General features: G+C 35.5%; 18 protein-coding genes. 11 read left to right on the top strand and 7 right to left on the bottom strand.

Annotated features, from left to right (window positions below; translation table 11 throughout):
- Nucleotides 1-168: 168 nt before the first annotated feature.
- Complete coding sequence (locus ACVWXS_RS15690) at nucleotides 169-297, bottom strand: hypothetical protein (RefSeq protein WP_456958949.1); 129 nt, start codon at nucleotides 295-297, stop codon at nucleotides 169-171.
- A 59-nt stretch (nucleotides 298-356) separates the two neighbouring features.
- Between ACVWXS_RS15690 and pduL the strand changes: the two genes are divergently transcribed.
- The 5 genes from pduL to mdh are packed head-to-tail and all read left to right on the top strand — an operon-like array spanning nucleotide 357 to nucleotide 3,449.
- Nucleotides 357-947: a phosphate propanoyltransferase gene (gene pduL, locus ACVWXS_RS15695; RefSeq protein ID WP_368637358.1), complete on the top strand. Its 591-nt coding sequence runs from the start codon at nucleotides 357-359 to the stop codon at nucleotides 945-947.
- Nucleotides 948-959: 12 nt separating this feature from the next.
- Nucleotides 960-1,829, top strand: a complete 870-nt coding sequence (locus ACVWXS_RS15700; RefSeq protein ID WP_456958950.1) for a phosphate propanoyltransferase — start codon at nucleotides 960-962, stop codon at nucleotides 1,827-1,829.
- A 33-nt stretch (nucleotides 1,830-1,862) separates the two neighbouring features.
- Nucleotides 1,863-2,147: a EutN/CcmL family microcompartment protein gene (locus ACVWXS_RS15705; RefSeq protein WP_368637360.1), complete on the top strand. Its 285-nt coding sequence runs from the start codon at nucleotides 1,863-1,865 to the stop codon at nucleotides 2,145-2,147.
- Nucleotides 2,140-2,505 carry a BMC domain-containing protein gene (locus tag ACVWXS_RS15710; RefSeq protein WP_368637361.1) on the top strand — a complete coding sequence of 122 codons (366 nt, stop codon included), beginning with the start codon at nucleotides 2,140-2,142 and terminating at the stop codon, nucleotides 2,503-2,505. Before ACVWXS_RS15705 ends, ACVWXS_RS15710 begins: the two co-directional genes overlap by 8 nt.
- Nucleotides 2,505-3,449 (top strand): malate dehydrogenase, encoded by a 945-nt coding sequence (gene mdh / locus ACVWXS_RS15715; RefSeq protein ID WP_427521295.1) that lies wholly within the window; start codon nucleotides 2,505-2,507, stop codon nucleotides 3,447-3,449. Before ACVWXS_RS15710 ends, mdh begins: the two co-directional genes overlap by 1 nt.
- 490 nt (nucleotides 3,450-3,939) lie before the next feature.
- Here mdh and ACVWXS_RS15720 read toward each other — a convergent pair whose 3' ends face one another.
- Both ACVWXS_RS15720 and ACVWXS_RS15725 read right to left on the bottom strand, forming a co-directional pair.
- On the bottom strand, nucleotides 3,940-5,082 hold the full coding sequence (locus ACVWXS_RS15720; protein WP_456958952.1) for an MFS transporter: 1,143 nt from the start codon (nucleotides 5,080-5,082) through the stop codon (nucleotides 3,940-3,942).
- Between the two features lie 62 nt (nucleotides 5,083-5,144).
- Nucleotides 5,145-5,741, bottom strand: coding sequence for a TetR/AcrR family transcriptional regulator (locus ACVWXS_RS15725; RefSeq protein WP_423474474.1), 597 nt, complete (start codon nucleotides 5,739-5,741; stop codon nucleotides 5,145-5,147).
- Between the two features lie 177 nt (nucleotides 5,742-5,918).
- Between ACVWXS_RS15725 and ACVWXS_RS15730 the strand changes: the two genes are divergently transcribed.
- From ACVWXS_RS15730 to ACVWXS_RS15750, 5 genes are all read left to right on the top strand, one after another.
- A complete protein-coding gene (locus tag ACVWXS_RS15730) occupies nucleotides 5,919-6,743 on the top strand; it encodes a MerR family transcriptional regulator (protein ID WP_456958953.1) in 825 nt (274 codons plus the stop codon).
- 24 nt (nucleotides 6,744-6,767) lie between these two features.
- Nucleotides 6,768-7,769: a serine hydrolase domain-containing protein gene (locus ACVWXS_RS15735; protein WP_456958954.1), complete on the top strand. Its 1,002-nt coding sequence runs from the start codon at nucleotides 6,768-6,770 to the stop codon at nucleotides 7,767-7,769.
- Nucleotides 7,770-7,864: 95 nt separating this feature from the next.
- The gene (locus tag ACVWXS_RS15740; protein ID WP_456958956.1) at nucleotides 7,865-9,361 is read left to right on the top strand and encodes a carboxypeptidase M32; all 1,497 of its coding nucleotides are present in this window, start codon (nucleotides 7,865-7,867) and stop codon (nucleotides 9,359-9,361) included.
- Nucleotides 9,362-9,781: 420 nt separating this feature from the next.
- Complete coding sequence (locus ACVWXS_RS15745) at nucleotides 9,782-13,327, top strand: SIR2 family protein (RefSeq protein ID WP_456958957.1); 3,546 nt, start codon at nucleotides 9,782-9,784, stop codon at nucleotides 13,325-13,327.
- A 180-nt stretch (nucleotides 13,328-13,507) separates the two neighbouring features.
- Complete coding sequence (locus ACVWXS_RS15750) at nucleotides 13,508-13,687, top strand: hypothetical protein (protein ID WP_456959022.1); 180 nt, start codon at nucleotides 13,508-13,510, stop codon at nucleotides 13,685-13,687.
- A 32-nt stretch (nucleotides 13,688-13,719) separates the two neighbouring features.
- Here the strand turns inward: ACVWXS_RS15750 and ACVWXS_RS15755 are convergent, their stop codons facing one another.
- The 4 genes from ACVWXS_RS15755 to ACVWXS_RS15770 all read right to left on the bottom strand — a co-directional run bounded on the left by ACVWXS_RS15755 (nucleotide 13,720) and on the right by ACVWXS_RS15770 (nucleotide 16,823).
- A complete protein-coding gene (locus ACVWXS_RS15755) occupies nucleotides 13,720-15,381 on the bottom strand; it encodes a b(o/a)3-type cytochrome-c oxidase subunit 1 (protein ID WP_456958958.1) in 1,662 nt (553 codons plus the stop codon).
- On the bottom strand, nucleotides 15,368-15,859 hold the full coding sequence (locus ACVWXS_RS15760) for a cupredoxin domain-containing protein (RefSeq protein ID WP_368637369.1): 492 nt from the start codon (nucleotides 15,857-15,859) through the stop codon (nucleotides 15,368-15,370). The genes ACVWXS_RS15755 and ACVWXS_RS15760 overlap by 14 nt, the downstream gene beginning before the upstream one ends.
- A 24-nt stretch (nucleotides 15,860-15,883) precedes the next feature.
- Complete coding sequence (locus ACVWXS_RS15765; RefSeq protein ID WP_423492299.1) at nucleotides 15,884-16,006, bottom strand: hypothetical protein; 123 nt, start codon at nucleotides 16,004-16,006, stop codon at nucleotides 15,884-15,886.
- A gap of 361 nt (nucleotides 16,007-16,367) precedes the next feature.
- The gene (locus tag ACVWXS_RS15770; protein ID WP_368637495.1) at nucleotides 16,368-16,823 is read right to left on the bottom strand and encodes a chemotaxis protein CheX; all 456 of its coding nucleotides are present in this window, start codon (nucleotides 16,821-16,823) and stop codon (nucleotides 16,368-16,370) included.
- Nucleotides 16,824-17,441: 618 nt separating this feature from the next.
- On the opposite strand from ACVWXS_RS15770, the gene ACVWXS_RS15775 reads away from it, so the two are divergent.
- Entirely contained in the window at nucleotides 17,442-18,056 is a 615-nt protein-coding gene (locus ACVWXS_RS15775) for a pyroglutamyl-peptidase I (protein WP_456958960.1), read from the top strand.
- Nucleotides 18,057-18,138 lie beyond the last annotated feature (82 nt).

Here is an 18,138-nt window from a genome sequence, read left to right on the forward strand (position 1 = left end):
AGCCAGAGCGACGGAATGAAGGTCCGAACCGACGGAAGGAAAAGTCGAACCGACGGATGAAATCACTGGAGCGACGGAAAGAGAAGCCGAAGCGAAGGAAAGAAGCCAGAGCGACGGAATAAAGGTCCGAACCGACGGAAGGAAAAGTCAAAGTGACGGAAAAAAGAGTCAAAGCGACGGATAGAAGCCAGAGCGACGGAATGAAGGTCCGAACCGACGGAAAGAAAAGCCAAAGTGACGGAAAGAAGAACCGAAGCGACGGAAAGAACACATAAAGAGAAGGGCAGGGTGCATCACATTGTGCCTCATCCTGCCCATTCATTTTCAACAGTAATTAAGATATAGAGGTGGCTAACGTGAAAACAGCGACAAAATCATTTCCTGTGGCCATTTCAGCTCGGCATATACATGTAAGTGAAGAGGATTTACAAGCACTTTTTGGTCCAAATGCGGCGCTAACAAAGGATTTTGAACTTTCGCAGCCAGGACAGTTTGCAGCAAAAGAGCGTGTATCCATAGAGGGACCAAAAGGTGTCCTTCACAATGTACGTGTATTAGGTCCTGTAAGAGCGGCAACACAGGTGGAAATCAGTCGAACAGATGCAATGAAATTGGGATTAACCCCTCCTTTAAGGCAATCTGGTGATATCGAAAGTTCAGCTGGCATCAAATTAATTCATCAAGAAAAAGAAATAATGATCGAGCAGGGTGTCATTATTGCACAGGCACATATTCATATGACGGAAGAAGATGCGTTGGCATTGGACGTACAAAATAATGAACTAGTATGTGTTGAAGTGGATAGTGAGCGACCGGTGACATTTCGTGGGGTTGTAGTTCGTGTGTCGAACGATTTTAGTTTAGAGATGCATATCGATACAGATGAAGCGAACGCGGGCTTTATTGAACAGCAAGCGCAAGGAAGAATTGTCAGATCATTGACGTAAGGAGGAGGTTAGATGCAAGAAAATTTAGTCCAAAAAATTGTTGAAGAAGTATTGCAGCAAGTCTTGAAAAATCAGCCTTCCCCTCAACATGACGGAAAAATTCCTATTGGTGTATCAGCACGACATGTACATCTTGCACAAGCGGAAGTGGAGAAACTTTTTGGTGAGAATTATCAATTAACACCTAAGTTTGAGCTTTCACAGCCAGGCCAGTTTGCTGCTGAGGAAACAGTTGTTATTGCTGGTCCAAAGGGGTCCATTGAGCGGGTACGCATTTTAGGTCCAGCTCGTTCATTATCTCAAGTAGAAATTAGCTGGACAGACGCAATGAAATTAGGGGTTAAGCCGCCTTTAAGAGTATCAGGAGATATAAAAGGCTCTAGCCCCGTTACACTTATTGGTCCAAAGGGCAGTGTCGTGCTAAATGAAGGACTCATTATTGCTCAAGCTCATATTCATATGTCACCAGCTGACAGTGCTCGCTTCCAAGTAGCGGATGGACAATCAGTGCAAATCAAAGTTGAGGGTATAAGACCCATTATTTTATCAAATGTAATAATTCGTGTTTCTGAGCGTTATCGATTGGAGATGCATATCGATACAGATGAAGCAAATGCAGGTTTAATCCAACAAGGTGTCTTTGCAGAAATTGTCAATGCTCAAGCGAATGAACAAATGAATGTCAAAGAACTTCCTCCAGTCGTAAGCCAAGCTGACAAACCATCGATCTATCATTTTGATAAGAAGCTACTTTCGCAGGTAGAAGTACTTGAAATAGAAGCAAAGGAAATTGTTGTTCCTAAAAAAACAATTGTGACAGCATTGGCTTATGACAAAATAAGAGAGTTGAATAAAACGTTAACAATTCGCTCTAGTAATTAGAAAAGTCCAGGCAGAATAAAGAGGGTGAAGTTCATGCAGATGGGAAGAGTGATAGGTAGTGTATGGGCAACACGTAAAGAAGAAGGGTTGAATGGCTTAAAATTATTAATTATTCAACCAATCGATTCCAATCAACAGCCGATTCGCACAGAAATTGTAGCAGCTGACCGGATCGGGGCGGGAATTGGAGATGATGTGCTCATTACGAGTGGTGGATCATCACGATATATTATGACAGACAATCCATTACCTATCGATGCAGTTGTTATAGGTATTATTGATTCTACGGAAGTTATGCGAGGTGAAGAGAATGAGTAGCGCTATTGGAATGATTGAGACAAAAGGATTAGTAGGCTCTTACGAAGCTGCTGATGCGATGATTAAGTCATCAGATGTAACCATCGTCAAGCAAGAGTTTGTTGATGGTGGGATTGTGACAGTCGTCGTGAAGGGTGATGTTGGTTCTGTCCAAGCAGCAGTAGAAGCTGGAAAAGCCGCTGCAATGCGTGTCGGTGAATTATTAGGCGCTCATGTTATTCCGAGACCTGATGAAGATGTGTTCCAAATGATTAAAGGACCAGAAGCACCAAAGAAAAAGCCAGCACCGACTACAACATCAACGCGTGCTAAAAAAACGACGGAAACAGCAGCTACTGAAAATCGAGGTGAGGCTTAATGACATTTCGAAAAAGTAAAATCGCTGTGATCGGAGCTGGTCATACAGGCGCGACATTAAGCTTATTTTTAGCACAAAAAGAGCTAGGAGATGTAGTTCTGTTGGATATTCCAGAAGCGGAAAATCCGACAAAGGGAAAGGCGCTGGATTTATTACAAACAGGACCGATTGAAAAGTTTAATGTTTCCATTAAAGGAACGAGTAATTATGAGGATATAGCTGGAGCAAATATTGTCATTATTACAGCTGGTATCCCTCGTAAACCTGGTATGAGTCGTGATGACTTAGTGACGACGAATGCGAAAATCATTCAACAAGTTTCTAAACAAATCAAACACTATGCACCTAACAGCATTGTTCTTATTTTAAGCAATCCTGTAGATGCTATGACTTATGTTTGCTATAAGGAAACAGGCTTTCCGAAAAATCGTATCATTGGCCAATCAGGTGTGTTAGATACAGCACGTTTTAATACATTTGTAGCACAAGAGCTTCAAATTGCTCCAGAGGATGTTTCAGGATTCGTCTTAGGTGGACATGGCGACGAAATGGTGCCATTAATTCGATATTCTTATGCTGGAGGTATTCCCTTAGAAAAACTGATTCCGCAAGACAGACTACAGCAAATCGTAGAACGTACACGTAAAGGTGGCGGAGAAATTGTTGGGTTGTTAGGGAATGGCAGTGCTTATTATGCACCAGCTGCAGCATGTGCTCAAATGGTAGAAATCATTATGAAAGATCAGCGAAAAATAATTCCTTCTATCGCCCTTTTAGAAGGTGAGTACGGTTACCATGAATTATTTTTAGGGGTACCGACAATATTAGGTGGCAATGGCATTGAATCAGTTATCGAATTGCACCTGACAAATGAAGAAAAAACGGCGCTCCATCAATCAGCAGAAGCCGTCAATCAAGTATTACAAATTTGCCGAAACATCTAAATAAGGTAATCAGACCCTATTCGTCAATAGGATATATTGGATCCCCAACTATATATCTATTGTCCTGAATTTTAGCTCTTAAAAATGTTTGATTGGAAACCGAACATATAACTTCTTTCAGCAGTAGTCTTCCACCTCTATAGGTGGTTAGATGAATGCGGTTTTAAGTCACTTTTCAGCGAGTGTCCAAACATCCGCTGAAAGAAGTTAAAGCCTCCGGCGGATGTCACGGAAATCGGAAAGGAGTTCTTTGTGCAAGCACAAAGCCGATTCCGGACGCAATTATGCCGAGGCATAATTGATTTTGAAAGCTAGTAAAATTCCCCGTATTTATATAAAAGTAGAAGCTCTCCTTGATCGTGAAAATGATGAGGAGAGCTTCTTTTGTATATACAACTCAAATTGAGCAATTTAAAATAGGGTGAATGTTTAGGCACACTTGCTGAAAAACAGCTTGATAGTCATCGGAACACATGTGATGTAGTACCCATTAATTTTTCTTCCTTTTATGTAAATAGGGGAATAATGATAGTAATCCTAGGATAGCTAAACTAACGCCAATCCACAGTGGTGATATATAGCCATATCCCTTACTAATACCTAGACCGCCAAGTGATGAACCAATAACAATACCAAGCGTAATAAAAGAACTATGAATGGTATTGATCATCGTGCTATTATTAGCTGTTTTCATCACTCTCGCCACCATAGCTGGATTCATTGCAACACCAGTAAAGCCAATAAAAATAGTCGTAATAACTGCAATGTATTTATTTTCAGCACCTAAAGCAAATAAAGACAATGCTACGATTAAAATAATCAATCCACTCAAAAGTGTTTCCATTGTATATTTATCAGCAAACTTGCCAATCACTATATTCCCGATTACTGTTGCACTACCATAGAGAGCAAGTAAATAGGGAATACTTGCGCTTGAAAAGCCTGTGATATTTGTAAAGATAGGCGTGAAATAGCTAAATGCTGCAAACGTACCACCTATAATAAACATACTTGTTATGTACGCTGCCCAAAGATGAATATTTTTAAAGCTCATGAGCTCGTCTTTCCAGTTTAATAGTTCTTTGTTTGGCGAAGATGGTAGTAACAATTGAATCAAAATCCCGGAAACTAGTACGAGAATAGAAACAAAGCCAAAACTAATACGCCAGCCAAAATTTTGCGAGATAACTGTTGTTATAGGTAAGCCTAAGACTGTTGCGATCATTAAACCTGCAAGAACAATAGATGCAGCTTTTCCTCTTGAATTAGGGGGAACCAATGTTGCAGAAAAGGAAATGGCAACACCAAATGCTGAAGATGAAGCAATGCCGGTAATAATGCGTGAAACCATCATACTATCATAGTTCCAAGCGATAGCTCCAAGTGACTGGCCGATTAAAAATACAAACATTAAAAATAATAATGCTTGTTTACTGCGTATTCGTAGAAGAGTTGCAGTTAAAATAGGTCCTCCTACTACCATTGCTCCTGCATAAGCTGTAATTAAATACCCGATTGAAGATACAGAAACCCGAAATGCTAGAGCAAGCTCGTTCATCATACCTGCAACCATAAACTCAGATGTAGTCATACAAAAAATTGCTAAAGCTAGTAAATAAATAATCGATGGCATAAAAACACTCCTAATTTATTATTGTAACGCTTGGTACAAAAATGATGCTAAAAAAGAGCGCACTAAGCGCCAAAAATAGATTCCAATGTTCCTTTCATAATCTGCTCAGACAACATCCGATTTTGCATCGAAACATTAAGAACACGAAACCCGTAATAACTGCTTAAAAATAGACTAGCTAATTCCTCAGCTGTTTGCTTTTTTGAAAATTCGCCAGTTTGCAATCCTTCCTCCATTACTTTTTCAATAGCTTGTCTAAGAAGCTCGACATGTCGTGAGAAAATTTCCTGAACCGCTGAATCGTTTTGAGCTCGTTCCACGCCGGCATTAATTAATAAACATCCTTTTTGATCACTGTTCTCAAAGTCTTCTTTCAATGCCCATTGAAAAAAATTACTTAATCGTTCTTTAACTAGGATTGGAGCATCTAGCAATTTCATTTGTTCCCTAATCCCAGTTTCATGATAGCGTTCTAATACTTGTTCATACAGTTCATGTTTACTACCAAAAGCATTGTATAAGCTGCCTTTCCCAAGTCCAGTATCATTGCATAAATCCTGTGTAGAACACCCCTCATATCCTCTTTTCCAAAAGGTTTTCATGGCGACATCTACAATTGAGGAATACTCAAACTCTCGGGGTCTGCCTCGTTTATTCAAATTTATCCTCCTCCCACATACATTAATAGAATATCTTTTTTGTACTAAACGGTCAATAAAAGTTTTCAGTCAAGGAAAGTTAAAGGGAGTAAAGCATAAATCTTGATTGACTTTGCCCTAAGGGGAAGGTGTATAAATGAATTGTAGCAATAACAAATCTTTGAGTGAGGTGGTTTTGTGCTCTCAATAGGAGAATTCTCGAAAATATGTGGTGTATCTACAAAAACACTTCGATATTACGATGAAATTGGATTAATTAATCCTGATGAGATTAATGTAGAAAATGGTTATAGATATTATTCTATTAAGCAATTAAAAAAGATGCTCTTTATAAATCGACTAAAATCTTATCAATTTTCACTTGAAGATATTAGGGCCATTATAGAAATGGAAGAACATCAAGGAGAAGAAAAGCTCTTTTTAATGCTCCGTCAGAAGGAAAGAGAAATGCGGGAAAAAATAAAGGCTTATGAAAATACGTTGAAACAAATGAGCGAAGATATTTTATGTTTAGAGAACGGTACATCCATTATGTCTTACCTTGAAAATATTCAAGTGCAGCTTGTTGAAACAAAGCCAATGAATATCCTTTATAAGCGCCAGATGATGAGTAGTGATGACTATGCATCGGGATATGGCAATTATTTTAGTGAAATATATCAAAAGATTGCGACGGAGAAGCTCACATTACTTGGTAAGCCGATGACGATTTACCATAGCCCTGAATTTAATCCTGCTGGCAATGATACTGAGTTTGCCATCCCAATAGCCGAGGCTGTCAAAGGGACAAGAGATTTACCCGGAGGACTTTGTGCAAAATCAATGTTAAAGGGAGCTTATCCAGAGTTATCATCAGTCTATGCTAATTTAATTGAATGGACTGAAAAAGAGGGGTATGAATTGATACTGCCACCATATGAAATATACATAACAGATCCAAATCTAGCAAATGTTCCTGAAAATTATGTAACAGAGGTATATTTTCCGGTAAAGAAGAAATGACAAAACCAACATTGGGAGGTTCCTATGCAAACAACAATCAATTGGCAAATGGTAGAATCGAAGAACGTAAAGATGGACAGTAATAAGCTATCCGAGCTAGAGCAGACGATAACAAGTGAGTATAGCAATATAAATGGCATTGTTATTGCCAGAAATGGTTGTTTAGCTTATGAAAAATATTTTCATGGCAAAGGTCGTGAAGATACTCATCATGTAGCATCTATAACAAAAAGTGTCCTATCTGCACTTATTGGTATCGCAATTGCTAAAGGTTATATTAAAAGCGTTGAACAGAAAGTGTTGGATTTTTTCCCTGAATATATTTTAGATGCTAAAAAACATGATATTACTTTACGTCATCTTCTTACGATGACGGTACCATATCCATTTGAGGACTGGCATGAACCATTAGATATACTTTGTCAGCAACAGGACTGGGTACAGTATACGCTAGATATTATGGGGGAAAAGGGGGATGTGGGCACGTTTAAGTATTCCACAGCAGGGGCTCATTTACTGTCAGCCATTCTTACTCGAAGTACAGGCAAGAATGCTCGTGCGTTCGCGAATGAACATTTATTTACACCGCTTGGCATGAAAGAAATTCCTGACTATCGAATGGATGCATATGGGTTTGATGATTTATTCGGGAAAAACGTAAAAGGGTGGGTTCACGATCCAAACGGTAACTCGACAGGTGGATGGGGGCTAACTTTAACTACTCGTGATATGGCACGATTTGGCTACCTCTATTTAAACAATGGCGTTTGGGGTAATAACGAGATTCTTCCTGAGAGATGGATTCGTGAAACAACAGAGTTGAACGATAATAATTACGGGTATTTATGGTGGCTACGACAAGAAGATGGAATTTTTACATATGCAGCAATAGGGGATGGAGGCAATATGATTTGTTGTATACCGAAAATGAATATGGTTGTGGCAATTACATCAGAATTTATGATGAATCCACGCGATAGATGGTTATTAATTAAAGAGCATATTATTCCTGCGGTAATAGATTAAATTTTCTTACCATTTATACAAGGGAAGTTTGTCCATAATATACAAAATATTCGAAAATATGATAAACTAGTAGCGTGAAAAAGGAGGATGATAGTATGACTGTACAACAATTTACAGACTATGTGAAAAAAATGCAGCACTATGAAGAAGCGCTCAATGTGATTTATTGGGATATGCGCACTGGTGCACCTAAGAAGGGATTAGCACAACGCGCAGAGGTAGTTGGAACATTATCCGCCTCCTTGTTTGATATGCAAACTAGTGAAGAATTAGGGGAGTTATTAACTGTTCTAGAGGCACAAAAGGCAGAACTCGATTATGTTACGCAGCGTTTAGTGGAAGAAGTACGCAAAAATTACGATCAAAATAAAAAAATTCCTGCTGATGAATATAAAGAATACGTTATTCTACAATCAAAAGCAGAAACAGCTTGGGAAGAGGCAAAAGCAACTAATAATTATGCTTCATTCCTACCTTATTTAGAGGAAATTATAAGCTGGCAGAAGAAATTTATTCAATATTGGGGTATTAAAAACGGGTCTCCATACAATACATTATTAGATTTATATGAACCGGATATGACGACAGATGTTTTAGACCAAGTATTCGGTGAATTACGTGAAACAATTGTTTCTCTTGTGCAAAAAATTACAGCTTCACCAAATAAACCAGATACAAGCATGTTATTTAAGCATTTCCCGCGAGAGTCACAGCGTGCATTATCATTAGAAATGTTAGCGCAACTAGGCTATGACTTTGAGGCAGGTCGCTTGGATGAAAGTGTGCATCCATTTATGATTGGGTTGAATCATGGAGATAATCGTATTACAACGAAATATGATGAAAATGATTTCCGTTCAGCAATTTTTGGCACAATTCATGAGTGTGGACATGCCATGTATGAACAAAACATCGATGCTAAGCTTGGTGGTTTACCATTAGCAACAGGTACATCCATGGGTATCCATGAATCGCAATCTTTATTTTATGAAAATTTTGTTGGTAGGAACGAAAAGTTCTGGGAGCATAACTATGAGCGCCTTCAAAAGTATTCACCTGCACAGTTTGGAGATATAGCTTTAGCTGATTTCCTTCGAGCAATTAATATGGTAGAGCCTTCTTTTATTCGTATTGAAGCGGATGAGTTAACATATCCACTACATATTATGATTCGTTATGAAATTGAACGTGACCTATTCAATGGCGATCTTCAAGCAAAGGATCTTCCGCAAGTATGGAATGATAAGTACGAAGAATATTTAGGTATTCGTCCTGAAACAGATGCAATAGGCGTATTACAAGATATGCATTGGTCAGGAGGCATGTTTGGTTATTTCCCATCCTATGCTTTAGGCATGATTTATGCTGCGCAATGGAAGCATGCCATGGATAAAGATATTCCAAACTTTGATGAGCTGTTAGAAAAGGGTGAGCTTCTACCAATTCGGGAATGGTTAACAGATAAAGTCCATCAATATGGTGCACTGAAAAAGCCGTTTGAATTACTACAGGAGGCGACAGGGGAAGGCTTAAATGCTAAATATTTAGCAAACTATTTACAAGAAAAGTATACGAAGCTGTATCAACTTTAATGAAAAAAGCGATTTCTCAACTAGAGAAATCGCTTTTTTGAAGATGCTAAAGATTGTTACCAAAGTTGATAGCCTTTAGAGCCAGGTGGAGAATTAGCAATGATATCGAAAATTGGGATAGTATAATTCTACAGATTATTAAGAGGATAGTTAGATCCATTCAAAAATGGTGTAAAACGTGGCATAGAAACTGTAATAAACATAACATTGGAAAACAGAAAAACTAACTACTCTACAAATATAATCTAAGGGTTGTTGTCAACTTAATTGTTCTGCTCTCAGCACGTTTTACTAGAAATTGTTGTTTGAGCATTCTTTTTCTTTTGTTAATATTATGGAATATGTATAATTATATGTAATATTGTGAAAAAACGGTTTGTAAATTGGTAATTCTATTAAATAATGATTGGAGAACAAATTATGAAAGAGTATAAGATTAATATAGATTTAATAAATGCAATACAAAATGATAACTTATTAGTATTTGTTGGTGCAGGTTTATCTAAGAATTATGAATTTCCTTCTTGGAAAGAATTAGTCTTTGATATACTTAATCAGCTTTCAATTGACGACAAAAAGTATGAAGGGTTAAAAAAAGTATTAGAAGAAAATATTTTTTCTGAAATAGAGATACTTGATAGATTACTGATAATGAACCCAGGTAATCGAGGAAGAGTATATGAAGTTTTGGAATCCAGCATTAATCGTAATATAATTGATTTAGATCTTAGTATACCTAAAAAGATTGGAAATGTGTGTTCAAAAATAATAACTACAAACTATGACATGATTTTAGAAAATGCATTACCTAATTTTAAGAAGATTGTACATGATGATACTTTTCATTTAGCTCGGTTACCAGATTATAAAGAATATATATTTAAAATTCATGGATGTATCGAGAAACCAGAAAGCTGTGTTCTTTTTAGAGACGACTATAAAGCTTTGTATACCACAACTGCTGCTATAGATCGTTTAAAATCAATTATATCAGATAAAACAATATTATTTATAGGCTTTAGTTTTAATGATGAATATGTAAAAGAAACATTTAAATACATTTGCGATGTGTATAATAATTTTAATAAAACTCATTATATACTAACTACAGAACATGTTGATTTTTCGGATTATAATTTAATGCCTATATCTATCGATTCTTGGAAGGAACTACCTGAATTTCTGGATTTTTTAATGGAAAAAAAAGAAAATTCACTCTTGCCCCAGATCACTAATGAAATTGTGAAGAAGAAAGACCCTCAATTAGCTCTAGTCGAAGATAGTGTATTCAAAATTGCAATACTTTATTGTAATCCTATAGATTCAGACCCTTATTACAATTTAGATGATTTATTAAAATATTTTAATAAATTTAATATTAATATCGATTGTTATCACTTGACTGAAGAGAACTTAAATGAACTTGAATCCTATAATTATTTATTTATTTTTACAAAAGAAATTCAAAAAAGAATCATAATTGAAGATGAATATTTTAGAAAAAAAACAATAACAATAAAACGGTTAGAAGATCAACTAGCAATACTAAAACCAGATGGGATATTTTTGTTTTTAGATAAAGTAACTGACCTGACTGACAGCGAGAGCCTTAGTTATCCAATTGCAGTTGTTCAATATGAGGGGAATTTAAATAATTTATTATTTAAATTATTTAAAAAAATCGAACTAGACAACTTGAGCAACTCTATTATTTATAACCGTTCAAGTTTTTTTGTAACTTCCGTAAATAAGGGTAAAGGACTTGTCAAAAATAAAAATTATGGTAATCACATATCTAACAATATAGAAAAAAAGAATCTCATTAATTTTGTGGGTAGAAAAATTGATATTACTGATATTATTCGAAAAATTATAGTAAGCCGCCAAGATAAAATAGTCACAATTAAAGGTTCAGGGGGTATTGGAAAAACTTCAACAGTAAAAAAAATTGCACTAGAGTTTTATGAACGAGGACTATTTAAAGATGGAATTGATTTTATTGACTGTGAATTTGTTAAGGATTATAAGACTTTTGAAAAGAATATCGCTAGAACCTTTAACCTAGAAGGTTCAATAGACTTTGTGGAACATATAAGTAATTACGAAAATAAATCTGACTCATTAATAATATTAGATAATTTCGAACCCTTATTATACTTAGAAGACATTGAAAAAATGAAGAATTTAATTACATTTATTAGTGATTATAAAACTGTTATTATTACTTCAAGAGAGTGGATAGGTTTTGAATTTGAAGAAATGCATGAGTTGCGAAACTTTACTTCTGAAGAAGCTGAGGCTCTCTTTGAAAGACTTTACCCATCAATGCTCAAGGAAGATGACAGAAAAATATTAAAAGAAGATATTCTTGAAAAATTATTAAACAATAATCCATTAGCAATTAAAATTGTCACACAAAATCTTCCTAAATTCATTAGAATGGATGCATTAAGGGAGGAACTAAAAGAGGACTTTTTCAGAGCTACAAACACGGGGTACATAGATATATTCGATAAGAAAGTAGATGGTAATATCGAAAGGTCTGTGTCTTTATATCAGTCTATTTACTATTCCTATAAACGATTAACACCAAGGGAACAATTAGGTTTTGAACTTTTGTCTCTGTTCCCTAATGGAATACATATGGAATCGTTTAAGGATTTCTTTAAAACTGATGAATTCAAGACAGATATCTATAAAATTACCAATAAAGAAATACGAAGCTTGGAAAATAAATCATTAATAGAAATAAATGGAGGTTTTATTTCCCTACAATCAATAATTGGTAGATTTGCTGAGTTCCACTTCAATAAAAGATCGGAAGAGGAGAAGTATAAATATTATAAAAGAGCGTACGCCTTTAATCGATATCTATTAGAAATATTAGATGAGAGATTCGATGAGTATAGAGTAGAAAGCTTATCAGTTTTTGATAAAAATGAAGATAATTTTCTAAAATCTTTAGATTACCTAGAAAAGCTTAACTATGAAAACAAGGATTATATTTTTTATATAGAAACACTCACAAAATACTATCATGGAATAGGACAGTTAAAAAAGTTCCGTATGAAATTAACAAAATTTGATAAATTATTTCAGGGTGTAACTAATGGACCTTTACTGAGGGACATACTTATTGCATATTTAAAATATTATGAGGGAGACTTTGAAGCAGCATTTAATTTTTTAATTTCTGAAATCTCTGTTGAATCTTTAGATAACATTGAACCAGACACTGATCCATTTATAAAAAAAATAATCATTAGTTATGCACTTCATTTATATGCTTTAGAAGGTTATGAATACCAAGTGATAGAGTTTTATATAAAAAATAGCAACTACGCGAGAGGGCAAATTTATAGCATTTTATTTAAGCTTGGTGCCTATAAGGCTGTTGAAGAATACACGAGAAAAGAAGATTTTTTCCAATTTGAAGTTAAACTAAATACAGGAAAAATTAATCTTGAGGAGCTTGAATCATATATTGAAGCTGGCATTTATAATAAACAGTATATAGAATTAATGCAAACAAACTATATTAAAACTAAGTTAGGAATGATTAATAGTGAGGTAATCGATAAATTAGTTGTAACCAACCCTTATACAATGGGCATAAAAGCTCTAATGTTAGCATTAATTGAGGAAGATGTAACCTATAAATCTACGCTTTTTGAAAATGCGATTGATAAGCTCACTCACATAAAATATTACTATGTAGAGGCAATCTATTTCTATTGTGAATTCTTAAAAGAAAAAGACCTGGAACAATTCACGTATTGGTATGATTTAGGTAAGGGTCTATCAGAAAAATATCATTATTATTATCATCTCCATAGGTTTAACACGTTAATAAGTGAATTAGATTTCATTGAGTATGATGAAGAGATATATCTATCTCTTATTAAAAATGAAATTAATCAGCTAGTTGATGAAAATAATAAAGATAAATTTGTATTAGTTGAATAGCTAAGCTCAAAATGGGAGTCCTACTTTTGGAGGTCACAGAAAAATTATAAACTTTTATTAAAAGATGATTTAATATAGAAAAAGTGTATTTTAAACAATCTTGTTTCAAAACACACTTTTTTATTTGCTCTTTTATTAAGGTTTATTAAGTTAGCTTAATGAAACTTTTTTAAAACTACAATACATACTCATTTCCTCCCATTAGGCGATTCAGCACCAAGTCCAGAAGACATTGAAGTAACAGAACGTCTTGCGGATGCTGGTAGGTTACGGGAATCCCACGCATTTAAACGCAACATTCTCGAATATTTCTTTGAATATTATGCTATCAACATTCGGAAAAAGCGATTTCTCAACTAGAGAAATCGCTTTTTTGAAGACGCTAAAGATTGTTACCAAAGTTGATAGCCTTTAGAGCCAGGTGGAGAATTAGCAATGATATCGAAAATTGGGATCGTATAGGCAAATAAAATTAATGCTACTAAAATAACAAGCCATACTTTAAAGTTTTCTAAAATAGCTGGTGTTGTTCCGCCATTTTCATGTACTTCACCAACCGGGAACTCCTCTTCGCCTTTTGGCGCAAACCAGGCTAATTTCACCACAATATAAATAATGACTAAGATGGCGATGAATAGGATCGTGCCACCAACTGCTTGCGCAATTTGATAAGGAATCCAATCATAAGCTTGTTGAGCACCACCATACTCAGAGTAATCAGAGCGGCGAGGTGCGCCAATAAGACCAGCTATATGCATAGCAGAAGACATAATTGTCATACCAGTTGCCCATAAAATACCAGCAAAATTACCAAGATTGTTTAAAGATTTAGTCAGTGTGCGACCTGTTAAATGAGGAATTAACCAAAATGCAGCACCGAAATAAGTTAATACGACTGTTGTTGCAATTGTTAAATGGAAGTGTCCTGTCACCCAAATGGTATTATGGATTAGTTGGTTCATTTGGTAAGACGCATTGACGATACCGCCTGCACCACCAGGAATAAATGCCACCATACCGATAAATGGTACGAAGAAACGAGCATCTTTCCATGGTAATTTTTTAAACCAACCGAAAAGCCCTTTACCACCTAATTCACGACCACGTAATTCAAACATTGCAAACATTGAAAAGGCAGTCATTAAAGATGGTACGATTACGGCAAATGTTAAAACAACTTGTATGAATTTCCATGTACTATCAATACCAGGCTCTGTTAATTGGTGATGAATACCAACTGGTACAGAGAAAATTAAGAACAGCATAAATGACAGTCTTGCTAAAGAATCTGAGAAAATTTTTCCACCAATAACCTTTGGAATAATGACATACCAAATCATGTAAGCTGGTAATAACCAGAAGTACACAAGAGCATGACCGAAATACCAGAATAATGTACGTGATAATGCTACGTCAACACGTTCGATGAAGCCTAATGACCATGGAAGTAGCTGGAATAGAACAGAAGTAGCTACGCCTAAAGTTGCTACGAACCACATGAGATTGTTAACAACAACCATAAATGATAGTAATGGGCTTCGTTGTCCGCTTCCTTTGTTTTCTTTCCGCCACTGTGCATACCGTAAAATTTGACCTGCGCCGCCAACCCAAGAACCGACAACGACTAATGTAAGGCCTAAATAGAAAATCCAGTGAGCTTTCAGTGGTGCATAGAACGTATATAAAACAGTTGCTTTGTTAAGTAAAACCATTGTTGCAGCAGCAGCTGTACCAATTGTCATTAACCAGAAGCCGATCCAGCCAAGACGACGTTGACTAGCTGTAAATGTCCCGGACGTACGGCTAACACTAGCAATTTGGAAACCATAAATGAAGAACGTTGTTAAAATAAGTCCGAGTAAAACACCGTGTACAGTTAAAATTTGATAGTAACCAATGCCTGCTGGTAATGTGAATTGACCAGAGCGTACGAAAACTTGTAATAAACCTGCAAGACCTCCTAATAACAATGCGATGAATGCCACGTAAATATGTGCCATTGCAAGCTTCGCATCACGATGATCCACCTTAGTCAAATTATTATTTAGACTCATTTGGATCCACCACCTTTAGCATAGAGTGCATCATCGTATGTCCTGTACCACAGTACTCATTACATACAATTAAAAACTCGCCTACTTTATTTACTTCTGTTACATATTCAGAAATATAACCAGGTTCAAGCATCATATTAATATTTGTACCTGCAACCTCAAAACCGTGCATCACATCTTCGCTTGTTGCGATAAATTTCACCTTTGCGCCAAGCGGAACTTCAATTTCAGGTGGGTTGTAATAAAATGCGGATGCTAAAACAACAACTTCATAATCCCAATCCTTACCTTCGACTTTATGAACACCAGGATTATCGAAAGGTGGAAATTCTTTTACTTTCTCATAATCTAGTGTTTTTTTACCAATGTTCGGATGTGAACCTTGATGAAATGCACCGATGCCGAGAATGATCAGGAATGCTACTAAAGTAGTAACTCCAAACACAAGCCAATATTTCTCATACTTATGTAAGTGCATAAGTCTCTGTCCCTTCTTAGTAGATTAAAAACGTTCGATGAACAAATTGAAGCAGTACACCCAAAGCAAGATGATAATGATGCCTACTCCAAATACCGCATAGAGTGAACCTTTTAAATTCTCATCAGGTTTTTTTTTATTTGCCATTTTTGCTCCTCCTACGCTTTTATTGTGGTCTTTCTTATTGACATGATATATAAATAAATTTTCTTTCGATGTGAAAAAAATCACACATATTAGCGAATTATGTGAAGGAAATGTGAAATATTGAGGAGGGGATTTAAAAAAGCCACCTCAATAGTCATTGAGATGGCATGAATTAAAGTTGAAATTGGAGTAATTTTATTAAAATCTCTTATTTTTCTAGAAATTTTACTATTAGTTAATTTGGCTCAAGGCTTATGATGTAGCCTCTACTAATTAATGCGAATGACAATGCGTATTCATAGATGCAAATTGCAGTACATAGGATATATTATTTGGAATAGTCCGATATCCTATCGTTCTATTATCCTTCTTCAATCGTCAATAGAACTGTTAGTGCACCAATGTTTGGAATTGTAACAGGGAGTACGAATGCCTTATCAAAGCCATATAGTTTTGTGTTACCAACCATTACTGTTGGCGGTGTGATATCAATTTCTAAGTTTTCTTGTCCTACGGTTGTACATAAATTACCTGCAATCATATTTCCAAACTCACCGGTGAAAGATTCTAGCATTTCTCCTTCAAGAGGCATACCAAACATAGTATTGCCGATGCCACTAAATACTTCAGGCGAAGAATCGATGATTACACGGCCTTTTAAATCTCCTATTAAGCCAATTAAAACACCCATTTGCTGTTGTTGAAAGGGTTCTGAAATTATATTTGGCGTTTTCACTTCAATATCCACAGGGAGGATCGATTTTAAAGCGTGAATTGTCCCGTTTAAAATAGTTTGAAAGTACTTCGAATTACTCATCATTACCGCATCCTTTTTCCGACTTTTCTACATCTTACCATGATAAATAGGTAAGATGAAAGTATGTCTTGACGAATTACTGGGAAATTTATATTATATTAATGAGAATGATTTTCAAATTCAATAAATGGACGCTTACGTCTACATTAAAATAATTCTTTAGTCCAAATTTTTTATAAAAAAGGAGCGGTCGGCAATGACATTCGTATTTATTGGAGCAACAGTAGCTATCTATATAGGGGTAGGAAAATACGTCATGAAACAGGCTACTGCACATTTAAAATAAGAAAACTATGCATGTTGATTAGGGAACTATGGGTTTATTAAAGGTTTTTTTCGATCCTTGCTTATGTATATGATGATTGTAGCGGAAGCTAGCGGTTCTATTATATAGATAAAAGTGGGCAATAATATCACGTATAAATAGCGACCATTTTCATACAGGTAGAGCATGACCCGAGTAATTTTTGGGTTATGCTTTTTTATTAATTTTAAACCTAACGTTGCAATGAAGCACAAAAAGTTGTTTGTTTTTTCTGAAATTTATTTTAAAATTAAATAAATCCGTACGGTTAGGAAACAATGAAAAAATGTTCAATAGAAAATTAGGTGAAGAAAATGACAAAAATATTATTAACAGGGTTTGTACCATTTCTTGAATATAAAATTAATCCAACAATGCAAATTGTAGAAAATTTAAATGGAGAAAAGATGGGTGGCTATGAAATTGTAGGACGGATTTTGTCTGTAGATTTTCAGCAATCTGCTCAGCAACTGAAACAATATATTGCTGAGATAAAGCCACAAATTATTATTTCATTAGGATTAGCTGGAGGACGTTTTAAAATAACGCCAGAGCGAATTGCAATTAATGTTAAAGATGGTGAAGCAGATAATAATGGTTATACACCAGTAGATGAGCCCATTTATGATGGCGGTGTAGATGCCTATATAACGAATTTACCTATCAGAAATATGGTGAATCGATTATGCAAAGAAGGGTATCCAGCGGAAATTTCAAATACGGCAGGTACCTATTTATGTAATAATATTATGTATGAAGGGTTAGCTTACGCAAAGCAATTTAAAGGGGTCCGTGCTGGATTTATACATATTCCTGCGTCATTTGATTTGGCGATTCAGCATGGAAAAATACCGGGATGGAATATTCAAGATTTAATGACTTGTATTAGACTTTGCATCGAGGAGACAATTCACGTAACAAATGATTGATTTTCCTCATACGATGTGGAGTAGCCAATACACAATTCGTTTTGCATTTAATGAAGAAAATTCAAATGCATATATATATCAA

Source organism: Lysinibacillus sp. TE18511 (assembly GCF_054062295.1).

What these genes read in the sequence shown, in the direction of transcription:
- ACVWXS_RS15700 (WP_456958950.1), top strand. Translation starts at nt 960, where the DNA reads ATGCAAGAAAATTTAGTCCAAAAAATTGTTGAAGAAGTATTGCAGCAA.
- ACVWXS_RS15705 (WP_368637360.1), top strand. Translation starts at nt 1,863, where the DNA reads ATGCAGATGGGAAGAGTGATAGGTAGTGTATGGGCAACACGTAAAGAA.
- ACVWXS_RS15710 (WP_368637361.1), top strand. Translation starts at nt 2,140, where the DNA reads ATGAGTAGCGCTATTGGAATGATTGAGACAAAAGGATTAGTAGGCTCT.
- mdh (WP_427521295.1), top strand. Translation starts at nt 2,505, where the DNA reads ATGACATTTCGAAAAAGTAAAATCGCTGTGATCGGAGCTGGTCATACA.
- ACVWXS_RS15720 (WP_456958952.1), bottom strand. Translation starts at nt 5,082, where the DNA reads ATGCCATCGATTATTTATTTACTAGCTTTAGCAATTTTTTGTATGACT.
- ACVWXS_RS15735 (WP_456958954.1), top strand. Translation starts at nt 6,768, where the DNA reads ATGCAAACAACAATCAATTGGCAAATGGTAGAATCGAAGAACGTAAAG.
- ACVWXS_RS15740 (WP_456958956.1), top strand. Translation starts at nt 7,865, where the DNA reads ATGACTGTACAACAATTTACAGACTATGTGAAAAAAATGCAGCACTAT.
- ACVWXS_RS15745 (WP_456958957.1), top strand. Translation starts at nt 9,782, where the DNA reads ATGAAAGAGTATAAGATTAATATAGATTTAATAAATGCAATACAAAAT.
- ACVWXS_RS15755 (WP_456958958.1), bottom strand. Translation starts at nt 15,381, where the DNA reads ATGAGTCTAAATAATAATTTGACTAAGGTGGATCATCGTGATGCGAAG.
- ACVWXS_RS15760 (WP_368637369.1), bottom strand. Translation starts at nt 15,859, where the DNA reads ATGCACTTACATAAGTATGAGAAATATTGGCTTGTGTTTGGAGTTACT.
- ACVWXS_RS15765 (WP_423492299.1), bottom strand. Translation starts at nt 16,006, where the DNA reads ATGGCAAATAAAAAAAAACCTGATGAGAATTTAAAAGGTTCACTCTAT.
- ACVWXS_RS15770 (WP_368637495.1), bottom strand. Translation starts at nt 16,823, where the DNA reads ATGAGTAATTCGAAGTACTTTCAAACTATTTTAAACGGGACAATTCAC.
- ACVWXS_RS15775 (WP_456958960.1), top strand. Translation starts at nt 17,442, where the DNA reads ATGACAAAAATATTATTAACAGGGTTTGTACCATTTCTTGAATATAAA.